16 protein-coding genes and 1 riboswitch are annotated in these 20,463 nt (G+C 69.7%); of the genes, 11 read left to right on the plus strand and 5 right to left on the minus strand.

Annotated elements, in window-relative coordinates:
- Positions 1–60: 60 nt before the first annotated feature.
- Genes DI276_RS33480 through DI276_RS33490 form a run of 3 tightly spaced genes read left to right on the plus strand, consistent with a single transcriptional unit; the run spans position 61 to position 4,622 of the window.
- Positions 61–1,200, plus strand: coding sequence for an exonuclease SbcCD subunit D (locus tag DI276_RS33480; protein ID WP_112270826.1), 1,140 nt, complete (start codon positions 61–63; stop codon positions 1,198–1,200).
- Positions 1,197–4,073, plus strand: coding sequence for an AAA family ATPase (locus tag DI276_RS33485; RefSeq protein WP_112270828.1), 2,877 nt, complete (start codon positions 1,197–1,199; stop codon positions 4,071–4,073). Before DI276_RS33480 ends, DI276_RS33485 begins: the two co-directional genes overlap by 4 nt.
- 9 nt (positions 4,074–4,082) lie before the next feature.
- Positions 4,083–4,622 (plus strand): hypothetical protein, encoded by a 540-nt coding sequence (locus tag DI276_RS33490; protein ID WP_112270830.1) that lies wholly within the window; start codon positions 4,083–4,085, stop codon positions 4,620–4,622.
- On the opposite strand, the gene DI276_RS33495 is transcribed toward DI276_RS33490, so the two are convergent.
- Both DI276_RS33495 and DI276_RS33500 read right to left on the minus strand, forming a co-directional pair.
- A complete protein-coding gene (locus tag DI276_RS33495) occupies positions 4,619–5,116 on the minus strand; it encodes a methylated-DNA--[protein]-cysteine S-methyltransferase (RefSeq protein ID WP_112270832.1) in 498 nt (165 codons plus the stop codon). The two genes, DI276_RS33490 and DI276_RS33495, sit on opposite strands and share 4 nt — an antisense overlap.
- The gene (locus DI276_RS33500; protein WP_112270834.1) at positions 5,113–6,399 is read right to left on the minus strand and encodes an AlkA N-terminal domain-containing protein; all 1,287 of its coding nucleotides are present in this window, start codon (positions 6,397–6,399) and stop codon (positions 5,113–5,115) included. Before DI276_RS33500 ends, DI276_RS33495 begins: the two co-directional genes overlap by 4 nt.
- An 80-nt stretch (positions 6,400–6,479) precedes the next feature.
- Here DI276_RS33500 and ychF point away from each other — a divergent pair, with 80 nt between their 5' ends.
- The gene (gene ychF / locus DI276_RS33505; protein WP_112270836.1) at positions 6,480–7,559 is read left to right on the plus strand and encodes a redox-regulated ATPase YchF; all 1,080 of its coding nucleotides are present in this window, start codon (positions 6,480–6,482) and stop codon (positions 7,557–7,559) included.
- On the opposite strand, the gene DI276_RS33510 is transcribed toward ychF, so the two are convergent.
- Positions 7,560–8,396 (minus strand): SAM-dependent methyltransferase, encoded by an 837-nt coding sequence (locus DI276_RS33510; protein ID WP_232837090.1) that lies wholly within the window; start codon positions 8,394–8,396, stop codon positions 7,560–7,562.
- Between the two features lie 24 nt (positions 8,397–8,420).
- Here DI276_RS33510 and DI276_RS33520 point away from each other — a divergent pair, with 24 nt between their 5' ends.
- From DI276_RS33520 to DI276_RS33530, 4 genes are all read left to right on the plus strand, one after another.
- A complete protein-coding gene (locus DI276_RS33520) occupies positions 8,421–11,078 on the plus strand; it encodes an AfsR/SARP family transcriptional regulator (protein WP_157985093.1) in 2,658 nt (885 codons plus the stop codon).
- A complete protein-coding gene (locus DI276_RS33525; protein WP_198681063.1) occupies positions 11,075–13,771 on the plus strand; it encodes an AfsR/SARP family transcriptional regulator in 2,697 nt (898 codons plus the stop codon). Before DI276_RS33520 ends, DI276_RS33525 begins: the two co-directional genes overlap by 4 nt.
- Positions 13,772–13,827: 56 nt before the next feature.
- Positions 13,828–13,983 (plus strand): DUF6131 family protein, encoded by a 156-nt coding sequence (locus DI276_RS51375; RefSeq protein ID WP_086662791.1) that lies wholly within the window; start codon positions 13,828–13,830, stop codon positions 13,981–13,983.
- A gap of 279 nt (positions 13,984–14,262) precedes the next feature.
- The gene (locus tag DI276_RS33530; RefSeq protein WP_112270840.1) at positions 14,263–15,477 is read left to right on the plus strand and encodes a mannosyltransferase; all 1,215 of its coding nucleotides are present in this window, start codon (positions 14,263–14,265) and stop codon (positions 15,475–15,477) included.
- Here the strand turns inward: DI276_RS33530 and DI276_RS33535 are convergent.
- Positions 15,394–16,377 carry a glycoside hydrolase family 88 protein gene (locus DI276_RS33535; RefSeq protein WP_157985094.1) on the minus strand — a complete coding sequence of 328 codons (984 nt, stop codon included), beginning with the start codon at positions 16,375–16,377 and terminating at the stop codon, positions 15,394–15,396. The genes DI276_RS33530 and DI276_RS33535 overlap by 84 nt on opposite strands.
- Before the next feature lie 59 nt (positions 16,378–16,436).
- Positions 16,437–16,730, minus strand: coding sequence for a 4a-hydroxytetrahydrobiopterin dehydratase (locus DI276_RS33540; protein WP_112271462.1), 294 nt, complete (start codon positions 16,728–16,730; stop codon positions 16,437–16,439).
- A 32-nt stretch (positions 16,731–16,762) separates the two neighbouring features.
- Positions 16,763–16,875: riboswitch (TPP riboswitch) on the plus strand.
- Between DI276_RS33540 and DI276_RS33545 the strand changes: the two genes are divergently transcribed.
- The 3 genes from DI276_RS33545 (at position 16,867) to DI276_RS33555 (ending at position 20,452) form a co-directional block, all read left to right on the plus strand.
- Positions 16,867–17,865, plus strand: coding sequence for a thiamine ABC transporter substrate-binding protein (locus DI276_RS33545; RefSeq protein ID WP_112271464.1), 999 nt, complete (start codon positions 16,867–16,869; stop codon positions 17,863–17,865). Its footprint overlaps the riboswitch before it by 9 nt.
- Positions 17,866–17,894: 29 nt before the next feature.
- Positions 17,895–19,499: an ABC transporter permease gene (locus tag DI276_RS33550; protein ID WP_232837124.1), complete on the plus strand. Its 1,605-nt coding sequence runs from the start codon at positions 17,895–17,897 to the stop codon at positions 19,497–19,499.
- Positions 19,499–20,452 (plus strand): ABC transporter ATP-binding protein, encoded by a 954-nt coding sequence (locus DI276_RS33555; protein ID WP_112270846.1) that lies wholly within the window; start codon positions 19,499–19,501, stop codon positions 20,450–20,452. The genes DI276_RS33550 and DI276_RS33555 overlap by 1 nt, the downstream gene beginning before the upstream one ends.
- Positions 20,453–20,463 lie beyond the last annotated feature (11 nt).

Genomic DNA, 20,463 nt, shown 5'->3' on the forward strand with positions numbered 1-20,463 from the left:
GGGTGACACGCCGGGAACCCTCCCGGAGATTTGTCAGACCTCGTCTCTACGGTTGGTGCCATGCGGATCCTGCACACCTCCGACTGGCACGTGGGGCGCACCTTCCACGGCCGCGACCTGCTCGTGGAGCAGGAGTCGGTGCTGAGCGGCCTCGCTGACCTGGTGTCTTCCGAGAAGGTCGACGTCGTGGTCATCTCCGGCGATCTCTACGACCGCGCGGTGCCGTCCGCCGACGCGGTGTCGTTGTGCGCGCGGGTGCTGATGCGGATCCGCGCGGCCGGGGCGCGAATCGTGATCACGCCGGGCAACCACGACTCGGCGGCCCGGATCGGGGTGTTCGGCGAGTTCGCGGCGGCGGGCGGCCTGCACCTGCGCACGCAGATCTCGTTGCTGGACAAGCCGGTCGAGCTGGAGGACGAGCACGGGCCCGTTGCGGTGTACGGGATTCCGTTCCTGGAGCCGGAACCTGCGCGGCACGTGCTCGGGGTCGCGGACAAGGGGCACGCGCCCGTGCTCGGTGAGGCGATGCGGCGGATTCGCGCTGACCTGGCCGGTCGTTCCGCGCGGTCGGTGGTGCTGGCGCACGCGTTCGTGACGGGCGGGGCGCCGTCGGAGTCCGAGCGCACCATCGCGGTGGGCGGCGTGCAGGACGTGTCGATGCAGGTGTTCTCCGGCGTCGACTACGTGGCGCTGGGGCATTTGCACGGTCCGCAGACCTTGGCGGAGAACCTGCGCTATTCGGGCAGTCCGCTCGCGTACTCGTTCTCCGAGGCGCGGCAGCGCAAGTCGGTGTGGCTGGTGGAGCTCGACGCGGGCGGCCTCGTCGGGGTGGAACGGCGCGATCTGCCGGTGCCGCGCCGGCTCGCGACGTTGACCGGGACGCTGGCCGACGTGCTGGAGGATCCGGCGCACGCCGCGGTCGAGGACCACTTCCTGTCGGTGGTGCTGACCGATCAGGTGCGGCCGATGGATGCGTTGCGGCAGCTGCAGACCCGGTTCGAGCACGCGGTGCACGTGGAGTGGCGGCCGGAGCAGGGACTGCAGCACAACATGACGTACGCGGAACGGGTGCGTGGCCGCACGGACGAGGAAGTAGCGTGCTGCTTCGTGTCCGACGCCCGCGGATCCGAGCCGACCTCTGCCGAGATGTCGTTGCTGCGCGAGGCTTTTGCTGCTGTGGCGAGGGAGCAGGAGCAATGAGGCTGCACCGCCTGGAGCTGACCGCCTTCGGGCCGTACCCGCGGCCGGAGGTCGTCGACTTCGACACGCTCGGCGCCGACGGGTTGTTCCTGCTGCACGGCGACACCGGCGCCGGCAAGACGACGCTGCTGGACGCGGTGGCGTTCGCGTTGTTCGGCCGCGTGCCGGGTGCTCGTGGCGATGTGAAGAAGCTGCGTTGCGAGTACGCGGATCCCGAGGTGCCGACGGAGGTGTCGCTCGAGCTCACCGTGCAGTCGCGCCGGTTCCGGATCGTGCGGTCGCCGGAGTTCGACCGGCCGAAGAAGCGCGGCGGCGGTTTCACGACGCAGCCCGCGAAGTGCTCGCTGACCTGGCTGGAGGGCTGGGACGGCGAGGGCATCACGCGCATCGACGACGTGGCCCGTGCCGTGGAAGACCTGCTGGGCATGTCCTACGAGCAGTTCTTCCAGGTCGTGCTGCTGCCGCAGGGGGAGTTCGCGAGGTTCCTGCGGTCGGACACGGCCGAGCGCGAGGTGCTGCTGGAGAAGCTCTTCGGCACCGAGCGGTTCCTGGACGTCGAGAAGTGGTTTCGCGACAAGCGGGTCGTGGCCGGCCGGGTGCTGGAGGAACGGCGCCAGGGCGCCTCCGAGCTGATGCACCGCGTGGCGGAGGCAGCGGGTGAGGAGCCGTCGTTCGAGCCGGGGTGGCTGGAATCGGTGCTGGAGCGGCTTTCTCTCGCCGTTCGCGAGGCTTCCGCTGCTTCGGAGGAGACGGCGGGCGTGGCCGACGGCGCGGATGCCCTGCTGGCTCAGGCCCGCGTGCAGGCCGACCAGATCCGCCGCGTGCGTGAGGCCCGCGAGCTGCTTGCTCGCGTGGAGGCTGCGGACTCGGCGTCGTGGTTCGCCGAACGCGATGCCGCCCGCCGCGCGATTCCCGTCGTACCTGCTTTTGGTGAGATCGCGAAGCTCCAGCAGTCCTTCGAGTTCGCGGTTCGCGACGAGACCCGAGCCGCGGAAGCCTTGGCACGCTTGGGTTATGAGGGTTCCGCGTTACGGGAGGATGCCGAGCGCTACCGCGAGGAAGCCGGTGGTCTGGCCGAGCTCGCCGCCGAGGCCGAACGCCAGCAGGCCGACGTGCGCAGGTTGTCGGTGCTGAAGGACTCCTCGTACAAGGTCGAGCGTCGGCTGCTGGCCCTGAACGCCGAACTGGAGGTGCTGCCGGAACGCCTGGCCCAGTGCCGCGCCCAGCTGGACGCCGCTGCCGAGGCCTCGGCGCGGTTGGAAGGCCTGAAGGCGCGCGCGGACGCCGCGGAGGCGTTGCCCGGCGCAGGGAAAGCGTTGGAGCGCACCAAGAACGAGCTGCACCAGGCGATCGACGTGCACCAGAAGGCCAAGGACGTGCTGCAGCAGGTCCGCCACCAACGCCTGGAGAACATGGCCATCGAGCTGGCCGCTGCGCTGAAACGCGGCAAGCCCTGCGCGGTCTGCGGTTCTCCGTCGCACCCCGCGCCGGCGCAACCGATGCTGGGCGGCGTCGACGCGACCGACGAGGAAGAAGCCGCGCGCGACGAACAGGCCGCCCTCGACCGCCGCAACGAGGCCGAACGCGCCGCCCACGCCGCCGAGCTGCGCATCCAGGCCTGTTGGGAGGCCTTGGGCTCGGAGGAGCCCGCGGTCGCGCTGGCCGAGTACCGCACGGCCCTGGAGCTGGCGCGCACCCGGTCGCAGCGGCAGAACGAGTTCGTCGGCCTGGAGGCCAAGACCCGCGACCTGGGCACCGAGAAGGCCAAGGTCGAACAGGACCTGGTCGGCCTGCGCACCGAGCACACGTCCCTGGTCACCGTCGTCGAGGAACGCGGCGCCCGCCTGGAGAAGGCCCGCGGCGAGCACGAGGACGTGCTGACCCGCCGCGACCACCTGCTCAGGCTCGCCAAGGCGCTGGTGGAGCTGGCCGACCGCCGCACCGCCCGCGATGCCGCGCTGTCCCGCATCGAGGAACAGCAGGCCTCGGTGGCCGCGCTGGCCACCGAAGCAGGCTTTGCCGACGTCGAGACGGCGCTGGCCGCGGCCCGTCCGGCGATCAAGCTGCAGGCGCTGGACGAGCGGATCGCGGCGTGGGAACGCGCCCGTGCCTCGGCGATGGCGACCCTGGAGGAGCTGGCGGAGGTCGATCCCGAGGTGGGGGTCGACCTGAACGAGGTGACCGCAGCCGCGTCCTCCGCCCGTGCCGCCGCCTCGGAGGCCGCGACCCGGCTGGCGCGGGCGCGGGCGGCGTTCGACCGGGTGAGCGAGCTGGCTGCCCGGTTGCGTGCCGAGTGGAAGTCGCTGGAGCCGTTGGAGGCTTCCTACGCCGAGCTGGACGCACTCACCGACGTGATCAACGGCCGTGGCCAGAACTCCAAGAAGATGACGCTGCGGTCGTATGTGCTGGCCGCACGGCTGGAAGAGGTCGCCGTCGCGGCGTCGGCCCGGCTGCACCGGATGAGCCAGGGCCGGTACAGCTTCGTGCACTCCGACTCGGCCGGCGCGCGCGGCACCCGCGGCGGGCTGAGCCTCGACGTGCTGGACGACTACTCGGGCCGTTCGCGTCCGGCGAAGACGTTGTCGGGCGGCGAGTCGTTCCTGGCCTCGTTGTCGTTGGCGCTGGGGCTGGCCGACGTGGTGGCGAACGAGACCGGCGGGGCGTTGCTGGACACGCTGTTCGTGGACGAGGGCTTCGGAACTTTGGACTCGGACACGTTGGACATCGTGATGAACACGCTCGACGAGCTGCGGGCCGGTGGGCGGGTGGTCGGGCTGGTGTCGCACGTGGAGGAGCTGCGTCAGCGGATTCCCACGCGATTGCGGGTGCGCAAGGCGCGCACCGGGTCCACATTGGAGGTCTCGCTCGGTTAGCCTCGCTTCGTGCTGTCCCACGTGGAGATCACCGCGCGCGTCGAGGTCACTCCGGCTGCCCACTTCGTGTGGTCGAACCGGCTGGAGTACTCGCACGACTGCTTCGTGTGCCGCCGGGTGGGCCGGACCGTCGTCCTGCACCACGGCGCGGCGCACGGCCTGTGCCACTCCTCGCGCCACCAGCTGGAGTGGCAGGACGACCTCGACGAAGTGGGCAGGCACCCGGCGCCGATCCGGATCACCGGTTTCGACACCGCCGGAGACATCAGTGTCCAGACGTTGCGGTGCCGGCTGTCGTTCTGGTGGTCGCCGTTCACGGACCTCAAGCGCCCGGACGAGCGCGCCGCCGAGCTGGGCGCGAAGCGGTGGGTCCGGCTGCACTACCGCGTCGGCTGCCACACCTGCCGCGACACGGGTGAGGACGACTGGTTCGGTGAGCAGAAGTCCTTGCAGAGCAACATGGTCTGGCCGGTCACCAGCTCGTGCCCTCGTTGTCGGACCGAGCTGGTGACCATGAGCGGGCCGCCGGAGATCAACCTCGTCGGTTAGCCCTCGTGGGCGAGCAGCCAGCGCTTGACGTCGAGGCCCCAGCGGAACCCGCCGAGGTTGCCGCCGATCCGGATCACCCGGTGGCACGGCACGAACAGTGCCGCGGAGTTGCGCGCGCACGCCGAGGCCGCGGCGCGGATGGCGGCCGGGCGCCCGGACAGTTCCGCGTACTCGCTGTAGGTGACGGGTTGGCCGGCGCGGACCGTGCGCAGGACGTCCCACGCGTGCTGCAGGAACGGGCCGGACTTCTGCCGGACCTCCACCGTGTCGATCGAGGTCAGGTCGCCTTCGTGGTAGGCGATGACGGCCTTGGTGACGTCGCCCAGGTCCTTCTTCGGCGTGATCTCCGAGGGCATCAGGGACGCGTGGATCTGGGGCGTCAGCAGGGCGATGTCGCTGGTCCAGCCGCTCGCCAGCACCGCTCCGTCCGACGCGACGATCGCGGTGAACGGCCCCGCTGGGGTGTCCACAGTGGACGTGTGTGCGACGCTCATGATGTTGCTGCCTTCCTCGTCAGGTGTGCTCCGGCGTAGGAGCGCCACGGCCGCCAGTCGGGGCCGTGGGAAGCCAGGGACTGCATGTTCGCGGGCAGCACCAGCACGTCCGGTGCGCCCAGCACCCGCATCGCCACCTCGTCGGCCACGGCAGGGCCGACCAGGGGTGCGAGCTCTTCGGTCAGGTCCTCGATCGAGCGGCCCACGTCCACGACGAGTCTGCCGCTCGCCACCGCCTCGGTGACGGGGTGGTCCCCCGCCGAGTAGAGGTGGGTCAGCGCCCCGTCCGGGACCTGCAGCGGGACGCCGGCGTACGGCGCCACCAGTCGCAGCAGGGTTTCGGTGCCGTCGACGCTGCCTGCCACCCGAATACCGGGCACGTTGCGGACCAACGGGCCGATCAGCGGGTCGTCGCCGAGGAACGAGTCGACGGCGACCGGGTCGGCGTCGAGGTCCAGCAGGCGGCGGACCCGGGACACCGCGGCGCCCAGGTCGCGCATGTCGGCCAGGCGCAGCGAGCACAGCACGTGGTCGGTGGGGAACGTCAGCCGGACCGTTGCCTCGCCGTGGGGGAGCGCGAGCGTCCGCGCGTACTCGTGGTCGGTCACCTCTTCGACGCCCGGCAACGCGTGCGCTTTGAAGTGGGCCAGCAGTCCTTCGGCGTCGAACGGCGGCCGGTACGGCAGCCGCAGCACGATCCGGCCGGGCGTGCCGACCGGCGCTTTGCCGCGTCCGCGCATGTCGGACGGCGTCGAGGCGAACACCATGCGGATGGTGTCGTTGAACTGCCGGACCGACGCGAACCCGGCGGCGAACGCGATGTCCGCGAACGGCAGCTCGGTGGTCTCGATGAGCAACCGTGCGGCGTGCGCGCGGTGGGCGCGGGCCAGCGCCAACGGTCCGGCGCCCAGCTCGGCGGTCAGCACGCGGGTGAGGTGGCGCTCCGAGTAACCGAGCTTGTTCGCCAGGCCGGACACCCCGTCCCGCTCGACCACGCCGTCGCTGATCAGGCGCATCGCCCGGCCGGCCAGGTCAGCGCGCAGGTTCCACTCCGGCGAGCCCGGCACGGCGTCCGGCAGACACCGGCGGCAGGCGCGGAACCCGGCCGACTGCGCGGCGGCCGCCGTCAGGAAGAACCGGCTGTTGCGGCGCTTCGGGGTCACCGCGGGGCACGACGGCCGGCAGTAGATGCCGGTCGTGCGGACCGCGTGGATGAAGCACCCGTCGAAACGGGCGTCACGTGCGGAGCACACCCGGTACGCGTGTTCTTCGTCAATGACCATGCCAACGATCCTGCCAGCGAGAACGAGCAATGGCTCGCGGGAATCGGACACGACCGTCGCCTGCCGTAGACTCGTCGCTCGTGAGTTTGACCCTCGGTATCGTCGGCCTGCCCAACGTCGGCAAGTCCACCCTCTTCAACGCGCTGACGCGCAACGACGTGCTCGCCGCGAACTATCCGTTCGCGACCATCGAGCCGAACGTGGGCGTCGTGCCGTTGCCGGACGCGCGCCTCACCAAGCTGGCCGAGATCTTCGGCTCCGAGCGCGAGGTGCCCGCAGTGGTGTCGTTCGTCGACATCGCGGGCATCGTGAAGGGCGCGTCGGAGGGCGAGGGCCTGGGCAACAAGTTCCTCGCGAACATCCGCGAGGCGAACGCGATCTGCCAGGTGATCCGCGTCTTCGACGACCCGGACGTCGTGCACGTCGACGGCCGCGTGGACCCGGCCTCCGACATGGAGACGATCAACACCGAGCTGATCCTCGCCGACCTCCAGACCCTGGAGAAGGCCATCCCGCGCCTGGAGAAGGAGGCGCGGATGCAGAAGGACCGCCGCCCCGCTCTGGAAGCCGCGCAGAAGGCCAAGGACATCCTGGACTCGGGCCGCACGCTGTTCTCGGCGCAGTCCGAAGTGGACAACGCGCTGATCCGCGAGCTCTCGCTGCTGACGACGAAGCCGTTCCTCTACGTGTTCAACGCGGACGAGGGCGTGCTGGGCGACGAGGCCCGCCAGAAGGAGCTGCGCGAGCTGGTGGCCCCGGCCGACGCGGTGTTCCTGGACGCCAAGGTCGAGTCCGAGCTGCTGGAGCTGGACGAGGAGTCCGCGCTGGAGCTTCTGGAGTCGATCGGCCAGCACGAGCCGGGTCTGCACTCGCTGGCCCGTGCCGGCTTCCACACCCTGGGCCTGCAGACGTACCTGACGGCGGGTCCGAAGGAAGCGCGGGCGTGGACGATTCCGCAGGGCGCTACCGCTCCGCAGGCCGCCGGTGTGATTCACACGGACTTCGAGAAGGGCTTCATCAAGGCCGAGGTCGTGTCGTTCGCCGATCTGGTGGCGGCTGGGTCGAAGGCCGATGCGAAGGCCGCGGGCAAGGTCCGCATGGAGGGCAAGGACTACGTCATGGCCGACGGCGACGTGGTGGAGTTCCGCTTCAACGTCTGATCAGCTCAACGTGGCCGTGCACAGCGCGGTCGCGTTCGCCGCTGCCGGGTCCATGAAGTCCGGCAGCGGCCGCCCGTAAGCCACCGCCAGCGCCGGCACCCGGTCCACGGAGACGCTCCACCCGTGCGCGGTCAGCCAGCCCGCCGGGTCGGCGACGGTCGCGACGAACTCGGCGCCCATGCTCCGGATCTGCTCCAACGTGTCCGCCACCACCTCGCGGTCGTCGGCCGAGCTGTCCATGTGGTCGAACGCGAAGCGGCTGCCTGGGGCGGACAGGCCGGAGATCGTGTCGAGCAGGCGCTTCTTGTCCTCCTCCGGCAGGTACTGCAGCAGGCCCTCGGCGATCCACGCGGCGGGCGACGAGGCAGAGAAACCGGCCGAGGTCAGCGCGGTGGCCCAGTCGTCGCGCAGGTCGATCGGCACCACCACCCGCGAACACCTGGCAGTGAGATCAACAGCTCCGATCAGTTCCGTCTTGAACTCCAGGAGTTCTGGCAGGTCCAGTTCGAACAGCCGCACGCCGGACGGCCAGGGCAGGCGGAACGCGCGGGCGTCCAGGCCTGCGGCGAGCACGACGACCTGAGCCGGGGGCGCGGCGAGGAAGTTGTCGTAGAAGCGGGTGCGGATCGCCATGAACTCGGCCGCGCCCGGTGGGGCCGGTGGGATCTCCGATGCGGACGCCACCACGGCTGTGGCCAGCGGGTCGTCGTGCAGCCGGTCCGGGCGGGCGGCTTCGGCTGCTCGCATCGAGGCGACCCACAGCGCTGTCCTGCTCACTGCCTGCATGACCTGGAAGGCTGACAGCACAGGGGGTCCCGCGTCGACAGTGCGTCTCACCTCGCACACCTAGACTCACTCGGTGTGATCGTCGAGTACCGCGTGCTGGGGCCGCTGGAGGTCATCCACAACGGTGAGCCGGTGGCGCTTCCTGCTGGCCGCGGACGTGTGCTGCTTGCGACGTTGTTGTTGCGCGCCAACGAGTTTGTGACCGTCGACGAGTTGGTCGAACGGCTCTGGGAAGGGCAGCCGCCGACGGTCGACCGCGCGCACAAGACCTTGCAAATGGTCGTGGCGCGGCTGCGGCAGTCGTTGGGCGCGGCCAACTGCGTGCGCACGTCCTCGCGCGGCTACACCGCGGAGATCACGCCGGAGCAGCTCGATCTCACGTGTTTCCGGGCCCTCACCGCGCAGGGCGAGTACCGCGCCGCACTGGAGCTCTGGCGCGGTCCGGCGTTGAGCGACATCGCCTCGGAGTCGCTGCACCGCGACGACGTGCCGCGGTTGATCGAGGAGCAGCTCGTCACGCTGGAGCAGCGGATCGACCAGGAGCTGTCCGGCGACACCGACGTGCTGGTGCCGGAACTGCGGTCGCTGGTCCGCAAGCACCCGTTGCGCGAGACGTTCTGGGCGCAGCTGATGCTCGCCCTGCACCGGTCCAACCAGCAGGCCGAGGCGCTCGCCGTCTATCAGGAGATCCGTGACCACCTCGCCGACGAGCTCGGCGTCGACCCCGGCCCGCGGCTGCGGCAGGCCCACCAGCAGGTGCTCGAGATCCAGCAGGACGTCCCGCGCCAGCTCCCCGCCGGCGTGCCGCACTTCGTCGGCAGGGAGCCGGAGCTGGCCAGGCTCGGCGCGCTGCCGGGCGAGCCGGTGCTGATCACCGCGTTCAACGGGATCGGCGGGGTGGGCAAGACCGCGCTCGCCCTGCACTGGGCCCACCTGATCGCCGACCGGTTCCCCGACGGCCAGCTCTACGTGAACCTCCGCGGCTTCGACACCCACGCCGAGCCGGTCGCGGCACGGGTGGCCGCACGGAACTTCCTGATAGCACTGGGAGTCGGCGCCGCTGAACTCCCGGACAGCGACGACGTGTTGTTCGCGCTCTACCGGTCGGTGCTCGCCAGGCGACGCTTGCTGCTGCTGCTCGACAACGCTCGGGACGTCGCCCAGGTCCGACCGTTGCTCCCCGGCGGCGCCGCCAACCTCGTCCTCGTCACCAGCCGCAACCGGCTCAGAGGGCTCGTTGCGAGAGAGGGAGCGCATCCTGTCCAGCTCGACGTGCTGAACGACGAGCAGGCACGGGCGTTGCTCGCCCAACGGCTCGGCGCGCACCGGATCAGCGCCGAACCGGGGGCAACCGCAAGGCTTGTCGCGCAATGCGCCGGTCTGCCGCTCGCACTCGCCCTCGTAGCCGCCCGCGCGACCGAGCAGGGGCTCGGTTCGCTCGCCGACCAGCTCGAACGCGAACGCCTGACCGCACTGGACGTCGACGACCCGGCCACCGGCATCCGCGCGGTCTTCTCGTGGTCGCTGCGGTCCCTCACGCCGCCCGCGACCAGGCTGTTCGTGCTGCTCGGCCTGCATCCAGGGCCCGACTTCACACCCGAAGCGGCGGCAAGCCTCGCTGGAATGCCGCTCGGCGCCACGACGAAGCTGCTGGACGAACTGGTCGGCAGCAGCCTGGTCAGCCGCGGCGTCACAGGCCGGTTCGTGCTGCACGACCTGTTGCGCGACTACGCGGCAGAACGCGTCGACGAGCTGCTGGAGGACGAACGGACGTCGGCTCAACGCCGCATGTTCGACCACTATCTGCACACTGCGGCCGTCTTGTCACATCTCACCAGCTACAACTCGAAGATCTGGGTCAGCGGCCCACCGGTCGAAGGCGCGCTCGTGCTGCGGTTCGACGACCGGGAGCGCGCGGACGAGTGGTTCGAGACCGAGCTCAGGGTGCTGCTCGGCGTGCTGGCGAGGGCCGAGGCCGCCGGACACGACGAACTGGTGTGGCAGCTCATGTTCGCGTTGCACCCGCAGCTCATGCGCACCAGCCGGTTGGACGACGCGGTCGCCGGCCACCAGCGCGCGCTGGCCGCCGCGGCACGGCAGCAGGACGGGTACGCGCAGGCGGGCCTGCACCGCCGCCTCGGCGCGATTCTCATGGCGAAGCGGTCGCTCCACGAGGCCGAGCACCACTTTCTGGAGTCGCTGCGGTTCGCCGCGCAGCACGGCACGGTCACGGGCGAGTCCAACCTCCGGCGCGGCATCGCCCACCTCTACGAACGTCAGGGCCGCCACCGGGAGGCCCTCGACGTCCTGCTGAACGTCCACGAGCGGATCCTCGCCGATCCGGACCGCTGGGAGGGCGCGTGCCACCTGAGTGTGCTCGGCCGCGCCCACTTCCTGCTGGGGGACCACGGGCGAGCGCTCGAACTGTGCCTGCGCGCCGCTGAGTGGTTCGCCGAGTACGACCGAGCAACGCTGGACACCAGTTTCCCGTCGAACCTGGAGACGCTCGGCGACGTGCACCTCGCGGTCGGTCGGCCCGCCGAAGCGCTCGACTGCTACGCGCGGGCGGTGGAGATCTGGCGCGTGATGCGGAGCGACAAGGACTTGGCGGACGCGCTCGTGCTGAAGTCCAAGGCCCACCTCGCGGCGGGCGAGGACGAACGTGCCCGTGCGGATCTCGAGGAGGCGGACTCCATCTTCGAACGGCTGAACACATCCGGAGGACTGGCGTGACCGTCGAGTACCGCGTGCTGGGGCCGCTGGAGGTCATCCACAACGGTGAGCCGGTGGCGCTTCCGGCCGGTCGCGGACGTGTGTTGCTTGCGACGTTGTTGTTGCGCGCCAACGAGTTTGTGACCGTCGACGAGTTGGTCGACCGGGTGTGGGACGGTGCGCCGCCGGAAGGGGACCGTGCGTACAAGACGTTCCACATGACGGTGAGCAGACTGCGGCAGGCGCTGGGTGCGGCGAACTGCATCCAGACGTCGTCGCGCGGTTACTCGGCTGAAGTCGCGCCGGGTCAGCTCGACCTCGCCCGCTTCCGTGCGCTCACCGCGCAGGGCGAACACCGTGCGGCGCTGGAGCTGTGGCGCGGGCCGGTGCTGGCCAACGTCACGTCCGAGGCGCTGCACCGCGACGATGTGCCGCGGTTGGTCGAGGAGCAGGTCGTCGCGCTGGAACGCCGCATCGACCAGGACCTGTCCCGCGACGCCGACGTGCTGGTGCCGGAGCTGCGGTCGCTGGTCAAGAAACACCCGTTGCGCGAGACGTTCTGGGCGCAGCTGATGCTCGCGCTGCACCGGTCGAACCGGCAGGCCGAGGCGCTCGCGGTCTACCAGGAGGTCCGCGACCACCTCGCCGACGAGCTCGGCGTGGATCCCGGTCCGCGGTTGCGCCACGCGCACGAGCAGGTCCTCAGCGGAGAGGTCCCGACGGCCGCGTTGCCTCGTCAGCTCCCGGCCGGTGTCCCGCACTTCGTCGGTCGCGAGCACGAGCTGGCGCGGCTGACCGAGATGCTGACCACGCGGCCGGGCGAACCCGTCCTCATCTCCGCGATCAACGGCATCGGCGGCGTCGGCAAGACCGCCCTCGCGCTGCGGTGGGCGCACCAGGTAGCCGACCGCTTCCCGGACGGCCAGCTCTACGTCAACCTGCGCGGCTTCGACACCCGCGCCGAGCCGCTGGAGCCGTTCTCCGTCGTCCGCGACTTCCTGGTAGCGCTCGGCGTGGCGACGGGTGACATCCCGTCGTCCGAGGACGCGCTGGTTGCGGCGTACCGGTCGGCGCTGGCCGAGCGGCAGGTGCTGCTCGTGCTCGACAACGCCCGCGACGCCGAGCAGGTCCGTCCGCTGCTGCCGGGCGGAGCGGGCAACCTCGTGCTCATCACCAGCCGCAACCGGCTCAAGGGGCTGGTTGCGAGAGAGGGCGCCCAACCGGTCGCGCTCGACGTGCTGGACGAGCAGGCCGCCGTCGACCTGTTGAGCGAACGGATCGGCGCCGCGCGGGTCGCGGCCGAGCCGGACGCGGTGTCGCGCCTGGTCAAACGGTGTGCGGGGCTGCCGTTGGCACTCGGCATCGTGGCCGCGCGGGCGGCGTTCGGCGACTCGCTCACGACGCTCGTCGACGAGCTGGAGCAGGAACGGCTCGACGCGCTCGACCTCGACGATCCCGCGACCGGTGTCCGCGCGGTCTTCTCGTGGTCGCTGCGGTCGGTCAGCGACCACGCGGCCAGGGTGTTCGTGCTGCTCGGCCTCCATCCCGGCCCGGACTTCGCGATGGAGGCCGTCGCGAGCCTCGCCGCGCTTCCCCGCACCGAGGCACGGCGGGTGCTGGCGGAACTCGCCTCGAACAGCCTGGTCAGCACGTCGGGCAGCGGCCGGTACGCCCTGCACGACCTGCTGCGCGACTACGCGGCAGAACGGGTGGCCCAGCTGCCGGACGCTGAACGTGCGCAGGCGTGGCGCCGTCTGGTCGACCACTACTTCCACACCACGCACGGCTGTTGGACTCGCACCAGCGACGTGGTCAACACCGCAGTGCCGAGCCCTCCCGCCCCCGGTGTGCTGGTTCTCGGGCAGGACTGGGACAGGGACGAGTCCTTTGCGTGGTTCGCGGCCGAACACGCCGTCCTGATCGGCCTGCTCGACCGCGTGGAAGACGATCTGGTCTGGCGTCTGGTGCAGATGCAGCACACCTATTCGGGCCACAGACTCGCCCTCGGCAGTGGTGAACGCACCTATCGCGCCGGCCTGGCCGCGGCACAGCGCACCGGTGACATCTACGCGCAGAGCCGCATGCACCGATTCCTCGGCGCGCGGCTCCTGGGGGTCAACGAGCTCGGAGCGGCCGAGCACCACCTCCGGCAGGCGCTGCACTTCGACGCACTGGCCGGGGACGTCCGGTCGGAGCTGAACGTCGCGTGCGGGCTCGCTTACACGCTGGAGCGGCAGCATCGCTATCAAGACATGCTGGAGGCGCTGCTGCACGTGCATCCGCGGTCGCTCAACCACAACGTGGCCTACGACGTGGCCAGCCACCTCGGCGCGCTCGGCCGGGCGTACTACCGGGTGGGGGACGTCGACCGGGCACTGGAGCACTGCGGCCGGGCGGCGGAGCTGTTCGCCGGGCTGGAACACCTGCCCGACATCGACGGCGGCGAAAACCAGGAGATCCTCGGCGAGATCCACCTCCGGCTCGGCCGACCGGAGGAGGCGGTGCGCTGCTACAGCGAATCCGTTCGATTGCACAGGGTGAACGGCAACGTCAGGGCGCTGACCGAATCGCTCGTGCCACTGGCGAAGGTTCACCTCGCGGCCGGAGACCGCGCGAGTGCTCGTGAGCGGCTGGCCGAACACTTGGCGCTGTGCGCGGAAGTGGGCTACGGGGACACCGCGGAGACCGAGGAGCTGCTGGCATCACTGGATTAGGTTTGTACCGACCTCTGTGGGGTAGTCCAGAGAAGGATTCCCCACCTGGAGGTGTCATGATCGTTCTCGGTCTGATCCTGCTCGTCGTCGGATGGCTGGCCGGTATCAGCATTCTGACGACCATCGGAGTGGTGCTTCTGGTGATCGGCGCGATCCTCGCCGTCCTCGGCGCAGTGGGCAAGCCGGTCGGCGGTCGTGCGCACTATTTCTAAGCGCCGCAGAAGTACGCGTTAGTGCTCGTGCAGAGCGAAAGGGGTGAACCTCCACAAAGGAGGTTCACCCCTTTCATTGTCTGGCAATGTGTTCAGACGTTGCTCTTGGTGCGAGCGGCAACGGCGAACACTCCGAACGCGACCCCCAGCATGGCCAGAGCGGCGACAGCGGCAACTACAAGATCAACAGACATGACTGACGAAACTCCCTCTTGCGATCTCTCCCATGACTATGACGCCCGGATACCCCCGGAAGTTGCCTCAGGTAACGTTTTCGGGGTGAAACTCCGTGCTGTGGAAGCGCGTGTGCTCTCCGTAGCACCGTGGTTGCTCGCCTTGTCGGTGCTCGGACACCTGCTCCTGGTCGCGTTCCAGGTCAAGATGACCATGGTCGACCTGGCGGTGTACCGCAACGGGTCGCCGCACCTGTTCACGGGTGACCTGTACGAATACCGGTTCGGGGAGGACACGGACATCTTCCCGCTGCCGTTCACGTACCCACCGTTCGCGGCTGCGGTCTTCACGCCGATGAGCTGGGTGCCGTGGGGTGCGTCACGGTGGATCTGGCAGCTGATCTGCCTGGGCTGCCTGTACTACATCGTGCGCACGACGTTCAAGCTGCTGAAGCTCGACGACCCGCGCCGCGTGATGTTGTGGACCGCCCTCGCCCTGTGGATCGAGCCGGTGCGCACCACGCTCAACTACGGCCAGATCAACCTGGTGCTGTGCGCGATCCTGATCGGCACGCTCGCGAGCGCGCGCAACTGGGTCGGCGGCGTCGGCGTGGGTTTCACCGCGGGCATCAAGCTGACGCCCGCGATCTCCGGCCTGTACTTCCTGATCCAACGCCGCTGGGCGGCCGCTGTGTGGTCGTTCGTCGCGTTCGCGGCGGTCTACGCCATCGGCTGGGCGCTCTCACCGTCGCAGTCGGACAAGTTCTGGTTCCACCTGCTCGGCGACGCGAGCAGGGTCGGGCCGGTCGGCAGCGCGATCAACCAGTCGATGCGCGGTGCGTTGAGCCGCACGGTCGGCTACGACGTGAAGACCGGCGTGCTCTACGTCCTCGGGGTGCTCGTGGCGGCCGCGCTGACGTGGTTCGCGGTCAGCAAGACCAAGGACGTCCTGGCGTTGATCGTCAGCGTCCAGATGCTCGGCCTGCTGGTCTCGCCGATCTCGTGGAGCCACCACTGGGTGTGGATGGTGCCCGCCCTCCTGTGGCTGATCTACGAGGGCGGACACCTCCTCTGCAAGGTCACCGCCGGCCTGTGGGTGCTGCTGACCGGTGGTTACCTGGTCTCGTTCCTGCTGAACGCCCAGCCGAACATCTGGGACTTCTCGCGCCCCTGGTACTACGCGCTGCTCGGCTGGGGCTACCCGGTGGCCGGCATGCTGACGCTCGTCGCGATCGGCCTAGCAGCCAGGCGTCAGCGGGACGAGCTGCTGCCCGGCGATGAGGAAGCTGCCGACAGCGAACCCAGCCGAGTCGCCGGCTGAGGCTGCCTTCCAGGAGTTGCGGGCCGCGGTCCAGCCGAGCAGTCCGTCGGCGTCCAGCGCGGTCTGCAACGCCTGCCAGCCCTTCTGCACGTGCGGCAGGTAGGCGCCCTTGTCGAGCACGCCCGCGTTGATGCCCGCCGCGAACGCGTAGGTGATCATCGCAGTGGCCGCGGAGTCCTTGCCGGTGGCGCCCCAGAAGCCGTCGTGGCGCTGCAGGTACCGCAACGTCTGCGCGGACTTGCGCAGCGTCTTGGCGTAGTCGGCGCGGTACGGGTTGTCCTTCGGCAGCATCAGCATCGCCTTGGCGAGACCCTGCACGGCCCAGCCGTTAGTCTGCACGTTCAGGCTCCACAGGCCCGTGACCTCGTTGAACGTCCGCTTCTTGAGGTTGCGGTACGACTGGTACGAGTAGTCGAGCAGGTCCTGGTCGAGGTCGCGCACGGCGACCTCGGTGAACGACGGCAGGGACATGGTCAGCGCGTCCGGCGACTTCCAGTGGTCGAACTTCCCGGTCTTCGCCTGGGCCCGCAGGTTGTCCCGCAGCGGCTGGAGCACCTCGGGCTCGGGGTGGAAGAACGAGACTGCGAGGTACGCCTCGCCACTCGCCTGCGGGTCCGGAGCGAACGGGTTCGCCGGGTCGACGGGCAGCAGGAACTTGTTCGCCTTCACCCACGGCCACGTCTTGTGGTTGCTGATCCCGGTCGTCCGGACCTGCGCGATGTTGCCGGTGTGGAAGTTCGCGTTGGACCAGTTGTTCGCCGCGAGGTCGGTGCCCTTGGTGACCCACGCCTGGGCAGCCTTGATCATGGTGTCCGTCACGGCACAGGGCACGGCCTGAGCGGCCGCGGGTGTGATCAGAAGACTGCCTGCCAGCGCGACAACGAACAAAGATGTGCGCAACCGCATGAGGGTGTTCCCTCTCCTATCCGCGGGCGGCGGCAGCGCACATCTTGACCGAATCAGGCCAACGCGTCCAGAACTCCGTCGATTTCCTCGGCGAGAGATACGTCCAGCGCCGTGATTCCTCCCTTGTAGTGGGTGCTCAGCCGAAATGTCAGTGTCTTGTAGCGGATGTCGATGTCCGGGTGGTGGTTGTCGTTCTCCGCGATCTCCGCGACCCGGTTCACGACCATGATCGCCTGCGGGAAGCTCGCCAGCTCCACGGTCCTGACCAGTGCCGCGTCCTGCGCGGTCCAGTCGGGCAGTTTGGGCAGCACGTCGTTCAGCTGATCGTCGCTCAACAGCTCGGCCATGTCCTGATCGTCCCACCACGTCACGTAAGCTGCGCGTTTGCCACGGGAGTCCGGTGAAGCGCCGGGCTGAGAGGAGGGCTCGCAAGCCCTCGACCGTCCACCTGATCCGGGTCATACCGGCGTAGGGAGAGAAGTGATGAGAAGGATTTTCGCTGTTGCCGCCGCTTTGGTCCTGACCGGTTGTTCGGCCGGTACCTCGACCGCGCCGCAGACGCACGAGGTCACTTTGGTGACGCACGACTCGTTCGCGATGAAGCCGGAGGTGCTGGACGAGTTCCAGAAGTCCTCCGGGATCACGGTCAAGCAGATCGCGAGCGGTGACGCGGGCGAGCTCACGAACAAGCTGGTGCTCACCAAGGCCAACCCGATCGGCGACGTCGCGTTCGGCATCGACTCGACGTTCGCCTCGCGGGCGCTGTCCGAGGGCGTGTTCGCGCCGTACGCCTCACCTGAGGCGTCCAAGGGCGCGCAGCGCTACCAGGTGGACGGGACGGGCCGGCTGCACGCGGTGGACGTCGGCGACGTGTGCCTGAACATCGACCCGGCCAAGCTCGGTGGCGTCGAGCCGACCTCGTACGAGGACCTGGTCGACCCGAAGTTCAAGGACAAGCTGGTCGTGGAGAACCCGGCCACCTCGTCGCCGGGGCTCGCGTTCCTGCTGGGCACGATCGCGAAGTTCGGCGAGAACGGCTGGCAGGAGTACTGGACCAAGCTCAAGGCCAACGGCGTCAAGGTCGTGAGCGGCTGGGAAGAGGCCTACAACCAGGAGTTCTCGGCCACCAAGGGCACGCGGCCGATCGTGGTGTCGTACGCGTCGTCGCCGTCCGCGGAGGGTGGCAAGACCAAGGCCGTGCTGAGCACCTGTTACCGGCAGGTCGAGTACGCGGGCGTGCTGGCCGGTGCGAAGAACTCCGTGGACGCGCAGAAGGTGCTGGACTTCCTGCTGGGCGAGAAGTTCCAGGCCACCGTGGCCGAGCAGATGTACGTCTACCCGTCGCGCGAGGGTGTGGCGCTGCCCGAGTCGTGGGCCAAGGACGCCCCGCTGCCGACGAACCCGCAGTCGCTGCCCGCGGACAAGGTGAAGGACAACCGCGAAGCGTGGGTCGAGCAGTGGCGCAAGCTCGTGCAGGGCTGACGGACCCCGGTCGTCCTCGCCGGTCGGCGGTGGCGCGGGCCGGCCTGATCTCGGCTCGTTCTGGCTGGTCAGCGGCTGCTTTGCTGCCGCTGGCCTTCCTCTCTCTGTTCTTCGCCTGGCCGGTCCTGGCGATCGTCAGCCTCGGCCTGCGTGAGGGCGGGGTGGTCTCCGCGCTCTTCTCCGGGGAGACCTGGGAGCTCGTCGGGTTCACGCTGGGCCAGGCCGCCGCGTCCACGCTGGTGGCGGTGCTCGCCGGGCTGCCCGTCGCGTTCGTGCTGGCCCGGTGCCGGATTCGCGGGCTCGGGCTGGTCCGGGCCGCGGTGATGGTGCCGTTCGTGCTGCCGACCGTCGTGGTGGGCCTGGCCTTCCGGACGTTCTGGCCGGACGGCGGGGTGCTGCCGATCATCCTGGCCAACGCGTTCTTCAACGTCGCCGTGGTCGCGCGGACCGTTGGCGGGCTGTGGGCGCACACGGATCGACGGGCCGAGGACGCGGCCCGAGCTCTCGGTGCTTCGCGGCCGCGGGCGTTCCTGTCCGTGGTGCTGCCCGCGTTGGCGCCCGCGATCGGGTCGGCAGCCGCGGTCGTGTTTCTCTTTTGTGCCACCAGCTTTGGTGTGGTGCTGGTGTTGGGCGGGTCGCGGTACCGGACCCTGGAGACCGAGATCTACCTGCGGACCGTCGAGCTGTTCGACCTGTCCGGTGCGGCTGCCCTGTCGCTGCTGCAGTTCGCCGCCGTGCTGGCGGTGCTGGTGCTGGGGGCGCTGGCCCGGCGCCGGCGGGAGACCGCGTTGTCGTTGCGCGGCAGGGAAGAGCTGGCGCGACGGCCGTCCGGCGGTGAGTGGTACGTCGTCGCCGCGGCCGGTCTGGTGGTCGTGGCGCTGCTGACGCCGGTGATCGGGCTGGTCGCGCGTTCGCTGTCCACTCGGGACGGTTGGAGCTTCGCCGGGTATGCCGCACTGGCCACCCGCGGCGATCGCGGGACGTTGGCGGTGACCGGGCTCGACGCGGCCTTCAACTCGGTGCGGACGGCGTTCGACGCGACGACCGTGGCCCTGGTGGTCGGGGTGTTCTCGGCCGTTGTGCTGGTCGGGTTGCGGAGGTCGGGCGGCCGGATCGCCGAGGTGCTCGACACCGCGTTGATGTTGCCGCTCGGGGTGTCCGCGGTGACCGTCGGTTTCGGGTACCTGGTGACGATGGACGCGTTGCCCGGCGATTTCCGGACGTCGCCGCTGCTGGTGCCGCTGGCGCAGGCGTTGGTGGTGACGCCGTTGATCGTGCGGATGGTGCTGCCGGTGTTGCGGGCCGTCGACGAACGGCTCCGGCAGGCGGCGGCGACGTTGGGCGCCTCGCCGGTGCGGGTGTGGCGTGAGGTCGATCTGCCGCTGGTCGGGCGGTCGCTGGTGGCCGCCGCCGGGTTCGGCTACGTGGTGGCGCTGGGGGAGTTCGGGGCCACGAGCTTCCTGGCGCGGCCGGACGCGCCGACGTTGCCGGTGGTGATCGCGCGGCTGATGTCGCGGCCGGGGGAGTTGAACAGCCAGATGGCTTATGCGGCGTGTGCGCTGCTGATGGTCGTCACGGTCGGGTGCGTGCTGCTGATCGAGCGGTTGCGCGTGCCGAGCAGCGGGGAGTTCTGATGGCGCTGGAACTTGACTCGATCACCGTCCGGTATGGACAGACGGCCGCGGTGTCCGACGTGTCCTTGACCGTGGCGGACGGCGAGGTCGTCGCGCTGCTCGGGCCGTCGGGGTGCGGGAAGTCGACGCTGTTGCGCACGATCGCCGGGCTGGAAAAGCCTTCCGCGGGCTCGGTTTGCTGGGATTCGGCGGACCTGGCCGGGGTGCCGGTGCACAAGCGCGAGTTCGGGCTGGTCTTCCAGGACGGGCAGCTGTTCCCGCACCGGTCGGTGGCCGGGAACGTGGCCTTCGGGCTGCGGATGCATCGGGTGGACCGCTTCGAGCGGGACAAGCGGGTGCTGTCGCTGCTGGAACTCGTCGGCCTCGAGGGCTACGCGGATCGGCGCGTGACGCAGCTGTCCGGTGGGGAGCAGCAACGGGTGGCGCTGGCGCGGGCCTTGGCCCCGTCGCCGCGGTTGTTGCTGCTGGACGAGCCGTTGTCGGCGCTGGACCGGGCGTTGCGCGAACAGCTCGCGGTCGATCTGGCGCGCTTGCTGCGGGAGGCGGCCACGACCGCCCTGGTCGTGACGCACGACCACGACGAGGCGTTCACGCTGGCCGACCGGGTGGCGATCATGTCGCGCGGCCGCATCGTCCAGGTCGGACCGCCGGCCGAGGTGTGGTCGTCACCGGTCGACGTGGAGACCGCGAAGTTCCTGGGGTGCAACAAGTTCGTCCCTGGCTCGTTCGTGGGCCTGTCCGTCGAACGGGTCGGGTTGCGGGCCACGGCGTTGCGGGTGGCCGACTCCGGTGCATTGGAGGGCACGGTGCTGGAGCGGGTGCACCGGCGTGATCACGTGCGGTTGCTCGTGGAGATCGACGGCGAGGAGTACGAGGCAGTCGGGCCGATGACCGAGGTCGGGGACCGGGTGCGGCTCGAAATTGACTTGGACGGCGTCGCTCGGGTCGGTTAGCTGGGCGTCCT

Source organism: Lentzea terrae (assembly GCF_003265345.1).
Lineage (GTDB): Bacteria > Actinomycetota > Actinomycetes > Mycobacteriales > Pseudonocardiaceae > Lentzea > Lentzea terrae.